This is a genomic window from Bacillus sp. FSL R5-0431 (assembly GCF_038002985.1).
Classification (GTDB): Bacteria; Bacillota; Bacilli; order Bacillales; family Bacillaceae; genus Bacillus.
Genome location: NZ_JBBOOG010000001.1, coordinates 2,595,075 through 2,611,337 on the forward strand (window position 1 = coordinate 2,595,075; position 16,263 = coordinate 2,611,337).

The 16,263-nt window shown below is 41.4% G+C and carries 15 protein-coding genes; 6 read left to right on the forward strand and 9 right to left on the reverse strand.

The features are described 5' to 3' along the window. Positions 1 to 8: 8 nt before the first annotated feature. Both MKZ03_RS13300 and MKZ03_RS13305 read right to left on the reverse strand, forming a co-directional pair. On the reverse strand, positions 9 to 1,361 hold the full coding sequence (locus MKZ03_RS13300; protein ID WP_340973536.1) for an amidohydrolase family protein: 1,353 nt from the start codon (positions 1,359 to 1,361) through the stop codon (positions 9 to 11). A 104-nt stretch (positions 1,362 to 1,465) separates the two neighbouring features. Further along, positions 1,466 to 2,053 carry an NAD(P)H-dependent oxidoreductase gene (locus tag MKZ03_RS13305; RefSeq protein WP_187704015.1) on the reverse strand — a complete coding sequence of 196 codons (588 nt, stop codon included), beginning with the start codon at positions 2,051 to 2,053 and terminating at the stop codon, positions 1,466 to 1,468. 117 nt (positions 2,054 to 2,170) lie between these two features. Between MKZ03_RS13305 and MKZ03_RS13310 the strand changes: the two genes are divergently transcribed. After that, entirely contained in the window at positions 2,171 to 2,602 is a 432-nt protein-coding gene (locus MKZ03_RS13310) for a MarR family winged helix-turn-helix transcriptional regulator (protein ID WP_106031176.1), read from the forward strand. A 115-nt stretch (positions 2,603 to 2,717) separates the two neighbouring features. Here the strand turns inward: MKZ03_RS13310 and MKZ03_RS13315 are convergent, their stop codons facing one another. The 5 genes from MKZ03_RS13315 to MKZ03_RS13335 form a co-directional block, all read right to left on the reverse strand. Then, on the reverse strand, positions 2,718 to 3,332 hold the full coding sequence (locus MKZ03_RS13315) for a LysE/ArgO family amino acid transporter (RefSeq protein WP_307500063.1): 615 nt from the start codon (positions 3,330 to 3,332) through the stop codon (positions 2,718 to 2,720). 131 nt (positions 3,333 to 3,463) lie between these two features. Then, positions 3,464 to 5,044, reverse strand: a complete 1,581-nt coding sequence (gene mbcS / locus MKZ03_RS13320; RefSeq protein ID WP_060597007.1) for an acyl-CoA synthetase MbcS — start codon at positions 5,042 to 5,044, stop codon at positions 3,464 to 3,466. Between the two features lie 225 nt (positions 5,045 to 5,269). Then, positions 5,270 to 5,482, reverse strand: a complete 213-nt coding sequence (locus tag MKZ03_RS13325; protein WP_024424829.1) for an alpha/beta-type small acid-soluble spore protein — start codon at positions 5,480 to 5,482, stop codon at positions 5,270 to 5,272. 89 nt (positions 5,483 to 5,571) lie between these two features. Beyond that, the gene (gene thiI / locus MKZ03_RS13330) at positions 5,572 to 6,777 is read right to left on the reverse strand and encodes a tRNA uracil 4-sulfurtransferase ThiI (RefSeq protein ID WP_106031174.1); all 1,206 of its coding nucleotides are present in this window, start codon (positions 6,775 to 6,777) and stop codon (positions 5,572 to 5,574) included. A 4-nt stretch (positions 6,778 to 6,781) separates the two neighbouring features. Beyond that, positions 6,782 to 7,924 carry a cysteine desulfurase family protein gene (locus tag MKZ03_RS13335; RefSeq protein ID WP_307500064.1) on the reverse strand — a complete coding sequence of 381 codons (1,143 nt, stop codon included), beginning with the start codon at positions 7,922 to 7,924 and terminating at the stop codon, positions 6,782 to 6,784. 200 nt (positions 7,925 to 8,124) lie between these two features. Between MKZ03_RS13335 and brnQ (MKZ03_RS13340) the strand changes: the two genes are divergently transcribed. Both brnQ (MKZ03_RS13340) and brnQ (MKZ03_RS13345) read left to right on the forward strand, forming a co-directional pair. Further along, positions 8,125 to 9,468, forward strand: a complete 1,344-nt coding sequence (gene brnQ / locus MKZ03_RS13340; protein ID WP_340973541.1) for a branched-chain amino acid transport system II carrier protein — start codon at positions 8,125 to 8,127, stop codon at positions 9,466 to 9,468. A gap of 209 nt (positions 9,469 to 9,677) precedes the next feature. Continuing rightward, positions 9,678 to 11,021, forward strand: a complete 1,344-nt coding sequence (brnQ, locus tag MKZ03_RS13345; RefSeq protein WP_060597011.1) for a branched-chain amino acid transport system II carrier protein — start codon at positions 9,678 to 9,680, stop codon at positions 11,019 to 11,021. A gap of 40 nt (positions 11,022 to 11,061) precedes the next feature. On the opposite strand, the gene ezrA is transcribed toward brnQ (MKZ03_RS13345), so the two are convergent. After that, positions 11,062 to 12,765, reverse strand: a complete 1,704-nt coding sequence (ezrA, locus tag MKZ03_RS13350) for a septation ring formation regulator EzrA (RefSeq protein ID WP_341032120.1) — start codon at positions 12,763 to 12,765, stop codon at positions 11,062 to 11,064. Between the two features lie 340 nt (positions 12,766 to 13,105). On the opposite strand from ezrA, the gene hisJ reads away from it, so the two are divergent. Next, positions 13,106 to 13,921 carry a histidinol-phosphatase HisJ gene (gene hisJ / locus MKZ03_RS13355; protein ID WP_334750122.1) on the forward strand — a complete coding sequence of 272 codons (816 nt, stop codon included), beginning with the start codon at positions 13,106 to 13,108 and terminating at the stop codon, positions 13,919 to 13,921. Here hisJ and refZ read toward each other — a convergent pair. Beyond that, entirely contained in the window at positions 13,891 to 14,556 is a 666-nt protein-coding gene (refZ, locus tag MKZ03_RS13360) for a forespore capture DNA-binding protein RefZ (protein ID WP_334750124.1), read from the reverse strand. The two genes, hisJ and refZ, sit on opposite strands and share 31 nt — an antisense overlap. A 126-nt stretch (positions 14,557 to 14,682) precedes the next feature. Here refZ and MKZ03_RS13365 point away from each other — a divergent pair, with 126 nt between their 5' ends. After that, complete coding sequence (locus MKZ03_RS13365; RefSeq protein ID WP_095285580.1) at positions 14,683 to 15,180, forward strand: GAF domain-containing protein; 498 nt, start codon at positions 14,683 to 14,685, stop codon at positions 15,178 to 15,180. A gap of 300 nt (positions 15,181 to 15,480) precedes the next feature. After that, a complete protein-coding gene (gene rpsD / locus MKZ03_RS13370; protein WP_034661940.1) occupies positions 15,481 to 16,083 on the forward strand; it encodes a 30S ribosomal protein S4 in 603 nt (200 codons plus the stop codon). Positions 16,084 to 16,263 lie beyond the last annotated feature (180 nt).

Below are 16,263 nucleotides of genomic sequence, written 5' to 3' on the forward strand. Positions count from 1 at the left end.
ATGTTTGTTTATGATGGAGTTGATTCAAACTTGTGCGATAGAATATGATCTCTTGCCGCATAAGCTTTGCGTTTGACCTCTTCTAGGTTCACTCCAACAAGCTTTCCGCTTCGTTTCACTGCTTTTCCAGCCACATAGACAGAATCAACATTTGAAGGATGTGCCGTTTGGACAACCGCTCCAGCCGGATCTGTCATCGGCAGAAGATTCATGCTTGTCCGGTCGATCAGGATGAAATCAGCTTCTTTTCCAGGTGTGAGTGAGCCAATTTTATGATCAAGCTGTAATGCACGAGCCCCATTGATCGTTGCAGCTTCAAGCATTTGATGAGCAGAAATCCCAAGTTCAGGTCCTGGCATGATTCCCTCCATCAGCAATGATTGATTTTGAAGCGCGCGCTCTGCCTGAAGTCCGAATTTCATTTGAGCAAACAAATCTCCGCCTGTCGCTGTTACCACGTCTACACCGAGCGTTGGAAGAACACCTTGTTCGATCGCAAGTCCTGTGACAGGATAACCGTGACCCATCATCATCTCAATTTCAGGTGTAATGGATATGGAGCTTCCGCTGTCTGCCAGCATCTTCATTTGATCCGCATCGATTGCATTGATATGCACCATGTTGAGGTCAGGTCCAAGTAACCCTGCTTTGTGAAGCCGCTCAATCGAACGATCCTCTGCTCCCCAGTTTCCAAAGCCAATGTGCATACTGCATAGAGCATCTAGAGACCGGGCTGTTTCAATTTCAAATACTGAAGTTTCCCATGAAGAAAACTCTGGTCCACGAATCGCAAGCCCCATCGTCAAAAGCTGATCTGATGATTGAAAATGCGCTTTTTTCACGCGTGCTGCGTCCTCCATATTGGTGAGCGTGCTCTCCCTATCCCAATACTCAGCATCTCCAGAAGAGCCAAAAGCAAAAACAGCTCGAATGCCCGCATCTTTTAATCCTCCGATGAGCTCTTCTGTATGATCCATTGAATTGATCATCGTCCAGTCTAAACATGTGGTCACTCCTGCATCTAACGCCTCTAATGCCCCTAAATAATTTGCGATTCGATCATCGGATGGGCGTCTCATCGCACCATAGTTACCATAATAGATTTTGCTCAAATATGTCTGCAAAGACCAATCTGTGCCTATGCCTCTGATGACAGACTGCCACACATGACGATGTGTATCCACAAGCCCTGGCATGATCACCATATCGGACGCATCGACAATGTCAGCATCATTTGCTTCAATTAAAGGTCCGACCTCTAAAATGTGTGTCCCTTCAATTAATAAATCTCCCTTTTCTAAAAAACCTAAAGTTGGATCAAGTGTTAAAATCGCTGCATCTTTAAACAATGTTTTCTTCATCCATATCCCCCTTTTCAAATGACGAGGAAGAGTTCCCCCACCCTCACTGTCATTTTAAAACATAAAAGGATCGAATTAGAAGAAAAGTGACTTCACCAACTGTTTTATGAGCTGATTTTTTTGAAATAGTTGTAAATACGATTTAATTTAGCCTCATGTTTCCCTTTTGGACTTTCCATCATGCCGAACTCAAAAAACTTCACAGGTTTGATTCCGACATATTGTAAGAGGGCTCTTTTCATTAACATCTTGTGTGCATTTTGCAAAAAGAATAAAGGGTAGTTGGTTGGCCCTTGCATTGTCGATACACAAACAGCACTTTTTCCTTTTAACAGGCCTTCTGGAAGCAGCCCGCCTGTTTGACAGTAAGCAAAATTCGCAGCAAACATGCGGTCAATAAAGCCAAGCAGCATGGCTGGCGGCCGCCCCCACCAAATGGGATAAACGAACACAATTTTATCTGCCCATTTGATCTTTTCCTGATACACCCGAATGTCAGGGTCCTTATGCATATCACGCCTTTTTTTCTCTTCATTAAAAATCAGCACAGGATCAAATTCTTCTTTGTATAAATCGATGATTTCCACTTCATGAACAAGTGAATTTTCTTCACTGCCTTTCATTATTTCTTTTAAAAAAGCACCATTTAAACTATTGTGATGAGGGTGAGTATAAATAATGAGTAGATTCATGTGTTGTCTCCTTTTGTTATCATTTGATAACTAAATGATATACCCCTCTTAATTAGTTGTCAAATGATAATTGTTTTTTGATAATAATTTTGGTATGTTACATAGGAGGTGATAAACATGAAGCATCCCCATTTCTTCAAGGAATTCGTAGCATTTGCTTCTACTTTTTCAGAGCTGAAGCACGCCCTGATGAGCAAAGTCAAACCAGTTGACCTAACGACCTTACAATACTTAATTCTAGAGCAGCTAGCTGTCAGCGAACCGCTTACGCCTAGTGAAATTGCCGACTGTCAGCACATGTCTCTTCCAAATGTCAGCAGAGAACTAAAAAAACTGCACGAAAAACAATTTATAGATAAAAAGGAAGACAAAGATGATAAGCGAAAGCATGTGATCATGCTGTCTGACAAAGGCCGCGCTTGTATGAACGATGCTTTCCAGCATATCGAAAGGATGCTATTAGACAGCCTATCTTCCACAGATACAGAACAAATGGATGACATCGTACAAGCTCTCCGCCTATTAAATCAAACGATTTTCAAAAAATGACCTCATGAGGAAAGCATGGGAGATACGCTCATGCAAAGGTTGCTAAACTTCAAAATACAAAAAAGCGCGGGCTCTAATCCGCCCAGACGCTTCTCGCTTTTTTCTCTATGAACCTTTATACAATCAATTGATACGCAATGTATAACGCGACAAGCCAGATCATGACCGCTGAAGCTTTATTGATACGGTTCATCCACTCGCCGTTTGTATCTAACTTCCCTAGCATCTTCCCTAAAAAAGCGAGCCCAATAAACCATAACCAGGACACGATGATACAGGCGAGTGTAAATGCCAGTTTTTCTGCCCCGCTATATTGAAGCGAATTTGTTCCAATCACACCAATTGTATCAAGAATGGCGTGGGGATTTAAAAGTGAAACTGAACAGGCAAAGACAATTTGCTTTCTCGCAGGCATGAATTCCTGCTTCTCTTTATCACCTGATGATGAGCTTGTGTTCCACACGGACCATCCCATATAAACTAAAAAACAAAACCCAATAATATAAAGGCCGATTTGCAGTACAGGAATGGTGAACACCACAACTGAAACACCAATGACAGCTAATGCAATTAATAGTGTGTCACAAAGAGCAGCAGTGATAACGACAGGTAAGGCCTGATATAATCGCGGCTGAAGCGCTCCTTGCTGAAACACAAATACATTTTGTGCGCCCAATGGTAAAATGAGACCAAAGGCAAGCACAATTCCATGAATGATGGCAATGAACATCTTCTAACATTCTCCTTTTCCAGCAATTCTTACACATTTTATCATAGAACATCATGACCGCTTCCAGCGGATTTGATTTTCCGTAAAAAAAAGCGCTGGATGCTTCCATCCAAACGCTTTTCGTTTATTCATCATGATCCTTTTCGTGCAAGCTCTCTTTCTCTCAGCTCGACACGGCGGATTTTCGCTGACGGTGTTTTTGGCAGTTCGTCAATGAATTCAATTTCTCTTGGGTATTTGTAAGGTGCTGTTGTGTTTTTCACATGTGTCTGCAGCTCTTTGATCAGCTCATCACTTTGTGCTGATCCATCACGCAGGACGACATATGCCTTCACAATTGATCCTCTGATTTCATCTGGACTAGCCACAACCGCACATTCTTTGACTGCTGGGTGTTTAATCAGTGCATCTTCTACTTCAAACGGCCCAATGGTATAGCCTGAGCTGACGATGATATCATCTCTGCGGCTTTCAAACCAGAAGTACCCATCTTCGTCTTTTTTCGCGCGGTCACCGGTAATAAAGTAATTTCCGCGGCGCTGCGCTTTTGTACGCTCTTCATCTTTGTAGTATTCCTTAAATAGCGCCGGCGTTTCGAGATGGACCGCAATGTCACCAACTTCTCCAGGAGCGCATACGCTGCCGTCCTCATCAATGATCTCGACTTCATTGCCAGGTGTTGGTTTTCCCATACTGCCTGGCTTGATGTCCATTCCTTTTAGCACCCCTACGAGCAGTGTGCTTTCTGTTTGGCCATAGCCATCTCGTACTTCTATATCGAAATGCTTTTTGAATGTATCAATGACTTCACGGTTCAACGGCTCTCCCGCAGAAACGGCACTATGCAGCTTTGGCAGCTCGTACTGACTCAAGTCATCTACTTTCGCCATAAAACGATATTCTGTCGGGGTACAGCATAGGACATTGATTTCATTTTTTTGAAGCAGCTCTAAGTACGTATTTGGATTGAATTTCCCTCCGTATACAAAGCCTTCTGCTCCACTTCCTAACACTGATAAGAGAGGGCTCCACACCCATTTTTGCCAGCCTGGTCCTGCTGTCGCCCATACTTTATCTCCCTCATTAATAGAGAGCCATGCTTTGGCAGCTGTGCGTAAATGTGCATACGCCCATCCGTGTGTATGAACAACCCCTTTTGGATGACCTGTCGTACCAGATGTATAGGATAAGAACGCCATGTCTGTACGTGTTGTTGGAGCCATTTGCAGCTCACTTGATTGTTGATCCTTTTGCGCTAGAATATTTGTCCAGCCATGATCGTTTTCACCGATTGAGAATGTTTTAAAATCGTTTGGCTGATTGGTTCCGTCGAACGATTGAATGAATGAAGAGTAAACAATCGCTCCCTTTGCTTCTGCATGTTCAATTCGGTAATCTAAATCTTTTGCACGCAGCATTTCTGAACAAGGAATGACGACCATTCCTGTTTTCAAAATTGCTAAATAAATGCTGTATGCCTCTAGCATGCGCGGCACCATCACAATGATTTTATCGCCTTTTTTAAAGCCTGCATTTAATAATACATGACCAATTTTATTTGCTTCTTCCACTAAAGCTGCATACGTCACATGCGCTTCGTGGCCATTTCCATCCTGCCAGTGCAGGGCCATTTTCTCCTTGTCATGACTGAACGCTTCAATCTCACTGACTAAGTTATATTGTTCTGGTGCAATTAAGTCTTCTCTTTTCATGGTACAGCTCCTTTTAGCCTCTTTCTATGAAACGAAACATGTTTCAATTTACCTATTTTAACACTCATAACTGAAAAATGCTTGAATTAGGACCTACTCCTAGTATTATGCCATAATTTTTTTCATTCGTCTTCTTTTTTAGAAATATTCAAACTATTTTTATGTACAAAAAGAAAAGAGCGGGAATGATCCCGCTCCTAAGCCATAACTTTTTAATTGTGTGTCTTAGAAAGATCCGCCACCCATATGTTGTTGAGCGTAAGATACAAGACGCTTAGTGATTTCTCCACCAACTGATCCGTTAGCGCGAGATGTTGTTTCTGCACCAAGGTTTACACCGAATTCAGAAGCGATTTCGTACTTCATTTGGTCGATTGCTTGTGCAGCGCCTGGTACTAGTAATTGGTTAGAACTGCTTTGTCTGTTTTGTTGAGCCATGTGTTCTCACCTCCTTGTGAATATAGAATGTGTAGAAACACATGACTTCATGCGATTGATTTTATGGTAATTATTATGAAATTTTTGTTTTAGAATAAATCAGCGAATTCGTCTGCCGCTTTCTTCTCATTTGTGACGATGATCGTTTCCATTTGATCCACTGCCTCGTCGAGCATCGGCTCGAAATCAGCAAAGCTTTCGTAGCGTTCTACTTTCTCAAGCTTTGGTTTTGTTTTAGGAGATGGCGGCGTAAAGATCGTGCAGCAATCCTCGAAAGGCTGAATACTTGTCTCGTAAGTGCCAATTCGTCTCGCTTCATCAATAATGTCATTTTTATCAACAGCAATGAGCGGTCGAATGATTGGTGTATTGGTCACATGGTTAATCGCATACATGCTTTCAAGTGTCTGACTTGCGACTTGTCCAAGGCTTTCACCAGTAATAATCGCAAGAGCATCACGCTTCGCTCTTATTTTATCAGCTATTTTCAGCATCATTCTTCTTGTTGATGTCATCGTATAGTTTTCAGGTACTTGTTTGTGAATCAGCTCTTGAATTTTTGTAAAAGGAACGATGTGAAGCTTCACTTCGCCTCCATATGCTGCTAAGCATTCTGTAAGATCAATGACCTTTTGCTTGGCACGTTCACTTGTATATGGGGGACTAAAGAAATGTACAGCCTCAATTTGAATCCCGCGTTTCATTGCTTGATAGCCGGCAACTGGGCTGTCAAAGCCGCCTGAAAGCATGAGCATCGCTCTTCCGCTTGAACCAACCGGCAGGCCGCCAGCACCCTTGACATCTTTAAATGTAATATACGTCGCATGTTCTCTTATTTCTATGCGCAAATGTACATCCGGCTGTTTGACATTGACCGTTAAGTTTTCCGTATTCTTCAGCACATATCCGCCAATTTCGCGGTTCATTTCATTTGAATCAAGTTCAAATTGTTTATAAGAGCGTTTCGTTGAGACCTTAAATGTATTTCCTTGTTCATATACTTCCTGTACCGCTGTGAGTGACGCTTCTTTGATGGCATCGAGATTTGTCTCACATTTCACCGCAAGACTAAAGCTTTGTATGCCAAATACACCTTTAAGCTGTTCTGAAATCGGTTCAGGGTCTTCTCCGTTCAGCATGATCGTGATGCGGTCTCTGTCAGATGCGTACTTTAATGCATCAAAATCTTTTAATACAAATCGGATATGCTGTCTTAGTTTTTCAATAAATTTCTTTCTATTCTTCCCTTTTGTTGAAATCTCACCAAAACGGACTAAAATATGATCATATTTCATGTTGTTATCTCATTCCTTTTAATTTTTTCACACTTTGTGCGATCGTTGTGATGATATGCGGCGCTAGCTCTGGTCCTTGGCCATATGTCAAACTGATTCTCATACTGCTTTTAGCCGCTTCTTCCGGTTTCCCCATCGCTAGCAGCACACGGCTTGGCTCTTTTTTCTTGGCTGAGCAGGCAGAGGTTGTCGAGACATACATGCCGTCTTTTTCAAGCATATGGAGAAGAACCTCGATTTGAATACCTGGCACTGAAAAATTCACAATGTGCGGCGCACTTTGCGTCAGCGGTGTGTTGATGACAATACCTTCTATTTCTCCAAGCTGTTTTTGCAGCTGCGTTTTTAAGTTAAGCATTTCATCATGATAATTTTTCAGCCGTTCGAATGATTGTTTCATGGCTTTTGCTAAGCTGACAGCACCAGCAGGGTTTTCAGTACCTGACCGTAGTCCTAATTCCTGCTCTCCTCCTGTGATGAAAGGGGCAAGCACAACATCTTTCTTTAAAAAGAGCGCTCCTGTCCCTTTTAAGCCATGAATTTTGTGGCCAGATATCGTCAAAAGATCCACATCCAGCTGTTTATTAAGTGCTACTCTGCACATTCCCTGGACCCCGTCGACATGAAAAAGGGCATTTTCGGCATGCTCACGAATGATGCCAGCAGCTTCTTCAATCGGCTGGATGGCACCCGTTTCGTTATTGACATGCATCATGCTGACCAGTACTGTATCAGGGCGTATCACTTCTTTTAAATGATTCATATCAGCATGGCCATGCTCATCTACTTGAATATAGGAGATTTCAAAGCCAAATAAAGCCTTCAGCTGTTCAAACGATTCGATGACAGAGGGGTGTTCAATTGCTGTTGTCACAATATGTTTCCCCCGGTTCATTTTGGCTAGAGCTGCTCCTTTAATGGCAATGTTATTTGCTTCTGTTGCACCAGAAGTGAAAATAATCTCATATTGTTTCAATCCTGTATAGTGAAGCATTTGTTTTCTCGTTTCACTTAGCAGCCGGCTGGCATCAATTCCGAGCTGATGAAGCGAAGACGGATTACCAAAAAAACGCTCACTCACTTGCTGATATACTTGTATAACCTCTGGATAAGGCTTGGTTGTTGCACTATTATCAAGATAGATCATATTGTAACTCCTTACAAAAAGCTTAAAAAATAAATGCATTTATATGTTACCATAATGAAGTCAGACAGAGAATTTTCTGAAAATGGCAGTTGACAACTTTTCATTTTCACTATATCATCCATAGTGCAATTGTCACACGATCATCCAAATTGTCAGAATATTTTAATTTGACACACTACACTGATTAAGGAGGAACTATTTTGAAAAATAGTTTAAGTATAAAAGAGACGCTAGCCATTGGTCTAATGCTTTTTGCATTATTCTTTGGCGCAGGAAATATGATTTTCCCACCTGTTCTTGGACAATATGCGGGTGAGAATGTATGGCTTGCCATCGGTGGATTTTTACTCACAGGAGTAGGTCTTCCGCTTCTAGGGGTGATTGCAGTCGCCCTTACAGGTACCGGTGCAAAAGGCCTTGCGGATAAAGCGCACCCAAAATTCGGGACCATCTTCACCGTTATTCTGTATTTATCCATCGGACCATTTTTCGCTATTCCGCGAACTGGTACGGTTTCATACGAGATAGGATTAGCTCCATTTCTGTCAGGGGCACAGTCCACTTCATGGGTACCACTATTCATCTTTACCGTTATGTTTTTCACTATTTCATACCTGCTAGCTTTAAATCCTTCAAAGCTAGTTGATCGAATTGGTAAAATTTTGACACCGATCTTATTAACTGTTATTGCCATTATTGTCATTAAAGCCATTGCTACGCCAATGGGAATGATCGGTGCTCCTGATGCAACATATGAAGCAAACCCGCTCTTCACTGGATTTTTAGAAGGCTATAAAACAATGGATGCTCTTGCTTCTATCGTATTTGGGATCGTCGTGGTGACAGCTGTTAAGGAAAGAGGCATCACGGAGCGTAAATCTCTTGCAGCGGCTTGTATTAAAGCAGGACTCGTGGCAGCTGTTGGGCTGGCATTGGTGTACATTTCACTTGCTTATGTGGGTGCTTCAAGTCCCGATGTGACGGGAATGGTTGGAGCAAATGACGGCGGCAAACTGCTTTCACTTTCTGCCAACTTTTTATTCGGTTCTGCTGGAAACATTGTACTTGGCGCAGCCATTTTATTCGCTTGTTTAACGACTAGTGTTGGACTTATTTCATCCTGTGGGGAATATTTTTCAAAGCTCTTCCCTAGCCTTTCTTATCACACAGTCGTTCTAATTGTTTCTTTATTTAGTACACTGGTTGCAAACCTTGGTTTGGCACAAATTATCTCTCTATCTGTTCCAGTTCTTGTGACAATCTATCCACTGGCAATTGTTATTATTTTATTGTCATTCCTTGATCGCTGGATTAACGGCAGACGAGTCATTTATATCGTATCCCTCATCTTTACTGGTTTCTTTGCCATCATTGATGGATTATTAGCTGCCAAAATGAATCTCGGTGACTTGCCTGACATCTTGGGTTCAATCGTACCGTTTTACAATTTAGGCATTGGCTGGATCGTACCAGCCATTATCGGTGCTGTGGTTGGTTTACTTATTTCGATGTTTACCAGCCCGCCCAAACAGCTCGCCTCATAGTCATAAACCGAAACATCCCCTTCTTCATTGGAAGGGGATGTTTTTTATTGTTCTCCATATACTAAAATAGAAAAATTCATGACTTTTGTACGAAAACACATGTTGACATCAGGCGTACATCCTTTATAATTAGTGAATGTTAATGATGAACGGTTACTTAGCAACTAATTAACAGAATATTTCAACATAATATGGAGGCTTTAAATGCAATGAAGGCAACTTTGTCGACGAAAGATACAGTTATTATCGGTTTTATGTTATTTGCTCTATTCTTCGGCGCCGGAAATATGATTTATCCACCAGAGCTTGGGCAATATGCTGGGCAAAATGTGTGGAAAGCAATGGGCGGATTTTTATTAACAGGTGTCGGTTTACCTCTTCTAGGGATTATTGCGATTGCTTTAACAGGTAGAGATGCGAAAGGATTAGCTGATAAAGCTCACCCAGCTTTTGGAACAGCGTTTACCGTCATTTTATATTTATCTATTGGGCCGCTTTTCGCTATTCCTCGTACAGGAACGGTTTCATATGAAATTGGTGCATTACCCTTTTTAGCAGGTGTACCAGCTTGGCTCTCACTTCTTTTATTCACACTTGTCTTTTTTGGTATTACATATTATCTTGCTCTAAATCCAACGAAGATTGTGGATCGTGTAGGGAAAGTGTTAACACCAATTAAATTTACGATTATTTTTATTATTATTGTCAAAGCCATTTTAACGCCGATGGGCGCCGTTGGCACACCTGATGTATCCTATAGCAGCGGATCATTTTTCAAAGGATTTCTAGAGGGCTATAAAACAATGGATGCTCTTGCTTCTATTGTGTTTGGGGTTGTTGTCATCAACGCCATTAAAGGACGCGGTGTGACAAGTAAAAAGGCACTGACTTCTGCTTGTATCAAAGCGGGTCTGATTGCAGCTTGCGGATTAACATTTGTTTATCTATCTCTTGCTTATTTAGGCGCTTCAAGTACACACGCCATTGGTTTTGTTGGAGATGGCAGTAAAATCTTGGCTCAGTCTTCTCAATTCCTATTTGGCAGTTTAGGAAATATTGTGTTGGGTGCTGCGATTACGGTTGCTTGTTTAACGACAAGTATCGGTCTCGTTACATCATGCGGAGAGTATTTCTCAAATTTATTACCTAAACTTTCTTATAAAATGGTCGTTACACTAGTGACATTATTCAGTTTTATCATTTCAAATTTTGGACTTGCTCATATTATCGCTTTCTCTGTACCAGTTTTAACTGCCATTTACCCGCTAGCGATTGTCATCATTGTGTTATCGCTGGCAGATAAATGGCTTGGTCAAAGAAGACCTGTTTATGTCCTTACTTTGATTTTAACTGGCTGCGTCAGTTTGTTTGACGGCTTAGTAGCAGCGAAACTCCCGATTGGACCAGTGGAGGATCTCTTTCAAACGATATTACCTTTATATGACCTTGGTATTGGCTGGGTTGTTCCTGCTATTTTCGGAGTGGTCATTGGGTTCGTTCTTTCTCTTTTCACTTCTTCTGCTTCCCAAAAGCGGGAGAAACAAGCATCTTAACAGAAAAAAGCTGAAGTCCTGTAAATGGACTTCAGCTTTTTTATTGGTGCTGATACTCTTTTTCTTGCTGAGCTAACAGCTTTTGGACAGCTCCGGGTGATGTTTTTTCAACAGCCGCAGCTGCTATATCAAATGATCCGTTGTAATCGTAAGCGTAAAATCTTCGTTCCGCCTCTTTTAGTTGTTCTGAAAGAATGTGGTTTTGGCTTCTAAAACGATTGCCGTATTGAATGATTCGTTCAATTTGATCCACTTTACTGAGCATTTCTTCTGTCTCATCCACAACATTTCTGACTGTGTCAGAGGCTTCTTTTAATTGTTGATTCACTGCCGGCATGTTGAGCGGCAGGTTTTCCAGCTGCTCATGCACTTGCTGGATCATCTCCTGCGCTTTTTCAGCCCGCTCTTTCATCTCAGCAGGTACACCTGGGATATTGCTTTTATGCAGCTGGCGGACTGTATCTGTCAGCATGGTTTTGAGCTCAGCCAGTGTTTCTCTCGCTTTTAATTCTTCTTTTCTTAATGATTGTAGATGACCTTTAAATGTGTCATGCAATGCTTTTGCATCATCGATAAACGTCTCCAGCTGATTGATTTCATCCATTAATAATGAATATGCCACGTGGTCACGATCAAGCTTCTCGCGGATTTGTTTCATCAGCTTTTCAATTTCTTCTAAACGTTTTTCGAATGCTTTCTGTTGATCGAGCTCTCCTGCTGTCAGCTTGTAGCTTTCTTTCACAAGAGCCGTTTCTGCCTTTGTTTGTGTGTGATCTTGTTCGAGCTTCTCGAATGCTTCTGTGAGCTCAGGCATTTTGCTTTTGATTTCCTGACCTGCTTCTACTTCCGCCTCCAGCTGATCATACAGCGTCTCAATCGCATCATTGATCATTTGCAGAATGCTTGATGCCTCTTCTAAATTGAGTTCATCAATGAGCAATTTTTCCGCTCTCGCAAGCTGTTTGTTTAAAGTCTTCAGCTCTTTCGTGATCTGGATGTGCTCCAGCTTGTAGCCTTTTTCTGTCATTTCTTGATATCCGTCTTTCAGCTTCGTCAGCTGACCTGGTACGGTTTGTTTGCAGTCTGCAATAAGCTTTGGTACATCATTGATATATAGTTGAAGCTGGTCGAGTCTGCGGTCTTGCTCAAGCAAAATCTTTCTTGCCTTCATGTAGTTTCCGTTTTCTGTTTCTTCCTCGTACTGCTTGATCCCTTCCCAGGCCTCATCTAAGTCCTGCTCCATTTTGTCATAAAGGGTGCCATATAAATGGCTATACGCAAGCAAATTTTTTCGAACTGTTTGATATTGCTCTTTGACCTTTTCAATGTCCTTGCGATTTTGCTCCTCGCTTGTGACAAGGTCTGCAATTTCTTTTAAAATGTCTTCAATGTTCGAATCAGCAGCACTCAGCAAGTCCTCAATATGCGTAAGAACCTGCTTGGCTTTGGAGAATCGATATTTATCAGAATACTCTTCTGCATCATATAATAGCTCCTCTACCTTTGGAAGATGGGCTGTGACGATATCGTCCCACTCTGCACGCCATCTTTCAAAAAATTGCTCTGTTTCTCCGGTCATTTTTAAATGTTTGATTTTTGAAATTTCTTCTACAATTGATCTGTTTAAAATTTCAATTTTCCATGCTTCCAATCGGTCAATCTCTTTATATATATTTTTTCGCAGGAAATAACCGACTGAAAACAAAGCAAGCAAAATGACAATTAAACCGATGATAAACTCCATAATGAGCCCCCTTGTTGTGATCTAAGTGATGTCAGGGTAAAAGTGTCCCGAGTAGACCTGAGAACCCTTTCGTGTCCGCTTTGCATTTGTCTTTTTATAAACAGGATCGTATGTTTTCCAATACCATCCATTCACGGTTTTATGTATGTTTTTCAAGAAAGTATTTGAGCGCTTTCTATCATTTGATCACACGTATCCATGTGACCTGCTTTTATGTATGCGGAAGCTGTCGTTTTCATTGTTATTATGATACCATGTAACCAGCATTTTTGGTCATGATTTTTCATTATTTTCGCTGATAAACATCACGTTTTTCAAAATATCGACAAGAGGTGACGACATGCTGAAGCAGGATGCACATCTACATACACCGTTTTGCCCGCACGGCTCGCTTGATCCTTTTCATTCTTATATTGAAAAAGCCATCAAAAAGGGATTTGATTCCATAACCTTTACCGAACATGCCCCTCTGCCTCCATCGTTTCGAGATCCAACACCAGAGCAGGATAGTGCCATGAAGCTCCAAGAACTTGACTCGTATATAACGAAATTGGATCAGTTGAAACAGGAATACAAAGGCCAATTAATAGTAAAAACTGGGCTTGAGGTTGACTATATCAAAGAGTATGAAGAGGAAACAAGTGCCTTTTTAGACTGCTACGGTCCAGAACTAGACGATAGCATTTTATCTGTTCACTTTCTTCCTGCTGGCGATGATTATATTTGCCTTGATTTTGACGAGCATGCCTTCAAGCAGCTAATAAGCGCCTATGGCAGCATCGAACAGGTCTATCAAAGCTACTATGACCAAATTCATTCTTCTATTCTATCATCTTTAGGTCGCTATAAGCCAAAGAGAATCGGTCATATCACCCTTGTGCAGAAATTTAAACAGCTTTTCCCATTTGAGATGCCGCCTGAACTTTGTCAAAAGGTCACCCTTTGTCTTGAAGAAACGGCAAAAAAAGGCATGTCCTTAGATTTTAATACATCAGGTCTTCGTAAAACATATGCCAGAAGTATCTATTTAGATCAATGGATGATTGATCTTGCAAAACAGAAAAAAATTCCGCTCATATTCGGGTCTGATGCCCATCAAGCGGAAGATCTCGGATATGCTTATGATCAATTCGAAAACATCATGAGTTTTAAGTGAGAATCTAATGCCGGCTTTTTTGGTTCTAGTAAATGATGAAGCGAGCGGCTTAGTTCCTTAAAATACATTTGATAGAAATATGGCTCATTTGGATTCAAATAAAGCACCTCTGTTAAATATTGCGGCTGTAAATAGGGCATCATGAGTAGTGATTTCAGTTGAATCATAAACGATGAGAGTGAGAGCTGCTCACAAATCACATGGGTGTTTTTCCCTTTTTCAATGATGAGCTGAAACAAATATTTTTCTTTTGTTAAATAGGTCGACATAATTTCTCTAATGAGCGTCGAATCAATCGTCACCTCTCGATAAACAAAACGGGTTAATTGACGGTGTTCGTGCTGATAAGATAAAATATCAAAAACCACATGAAGTAAACATTCTTTTGCGTGACGAGTTTCCATGTGATGGATATGTGATTCAATCATGTGAATATAGCCTTCATAAAAATCGGATACAAGCTGCTCAAGCAGCCCTCCTTTTCCTTGAAAGTAATAAGATATGTGGGCAACGTTGACGTTTGCTTCCTTCGCAATCTCACGGACAGAGGTTCCAGAAAATCCTTTTTGGTTAAAAAGTCTGATGGAAGCTTCAATAATACGGTCTTTTGTTTGCACGGTTGTTGATGTTTTCATCCGCTCACCCCTCTTCATGTGTACATACTTCAAGATGAAGGCGGAAGTTCCTTTTACAATTGCTCGACAAATCCCACATGCGAGACGCAAGTTATGTATTTTTGAGATAGAAAGTAGGAGATTTTCATGTTTCATGTCGAAAAACAGTCTGGCGATCCATCAAAAGACTATCAATTGCTTGTTAAACAGGTAGAAGCCATTACAGATGGTGAGCCTGATCTGATTGCCAATTTGGCAAATGCTGCGGCGCTATTGTACCATTCACTCCCAGAGGTCAATTGGGCTGGATTTTATTTGGCTAAAGGGGGCGAGCTTGTGCTCGGACCGTTTAACGGACTGCCTGCATGTGTGCGAATCCCGTCTGGAAAAGGCGTTTGCGGTACTGCGTTTGCAACAGGTGAAGTCCAGCGTATCGCTGATGTGCATGCATTCCCTGGACATATCGCATGTGATGCAGCATCGCAATCTGAAATTGTCGTTCCGCTCAAGGTAAATGGACAGATCATTGGGGTACTCGACATTGACAGCCCCGTGAAAGACCGTTTCAGTGAAATAGATGAAACTTACTTAATTCAATTTACCGAGGTGCTCCAAAAGGCGTTATCCATCTCTACAGATGCGTAATCTTGCAAAAAAGCAGGCACATTGTCTGCTTTTTTATTTTTCTTCGCATAACGTGAAGCGTCACGTCTGCCTCTAAATAGGTTGACTTCTCCTATCCAGCGTCATATAATAGAATTTGTGTGAAATATGGCAGCCTTTTTGTTCGGCTTTTTTGTATCATTTTGTTCCTTCTATTTGAAGGTGCATCTTGTAACTCCCTGCTGCTGGAGCGAGGATGCATGAAAACATAATGACGGAAAAGACAAAGAACAGACGGTTTTTATTTTTCACAAATAAAAACAAATAAGGAGGAGTCACATTATGGCTCGCTATACAGGTCCAAGTTGGAAGATTTCCCGCCGTTTAGGCATTTCATTAAGCGGAACAGGTAAGGAACTTGAAAAACGCCCTTACGCTCCAGGCCCACATGGTCCAGGACAACGCAAAAAACTATCTGAATACGGTTTACAATTACAAGAGAAGCAAAAGCTTCGTCACATGTACGGTGTCAACGAACGTCAATTCCGTACACTATTTGACAAAGCTGCTAAACTTCCTGGTAAACAAGGTGAAAACTTCATGATTCTTCTTGAAACTCGCCTTGACAACCTAGTATACCGTCTTGGCCTTGCTCGTACTCGCCGCCAAGCTCGTCAGCTAGTCAACCATGGTCACATCCTTGTTGATGGAAGCCGTGTAGACATCCCATCTTTCTCTGTGAAACCAGGTCAAACGATTGCTCTTCGTGAGAAATCTCAAAACCTTGCAGTTGTGAAAGAATCAGTTGAAGTAAACAACTTCGTTCCTGAATATCTTTCTTTCGATGCTGAAAAGCTTGAAGGAACTTTCACTCGTCTTCCAGAGCGTTCTGAATTAGCGCCTGAAATCAGCGAACAACTAATCGTTGAGTTCTACTCTCGTTAATTTCATTACTCTCTTAAAGAGAAATCAAACAAACCCTAGAGACCTTGATTGTTCAAGGTGGTCTAGGGTTTTTTGTTTGTATTCTCGTATGAACAAATGAATTTAAAACATATAATGGGAAACAGACTATGCACAAGACGAGCACCGGGCAAGACTTCCAAGAAACGGCTGAAAAAAGAT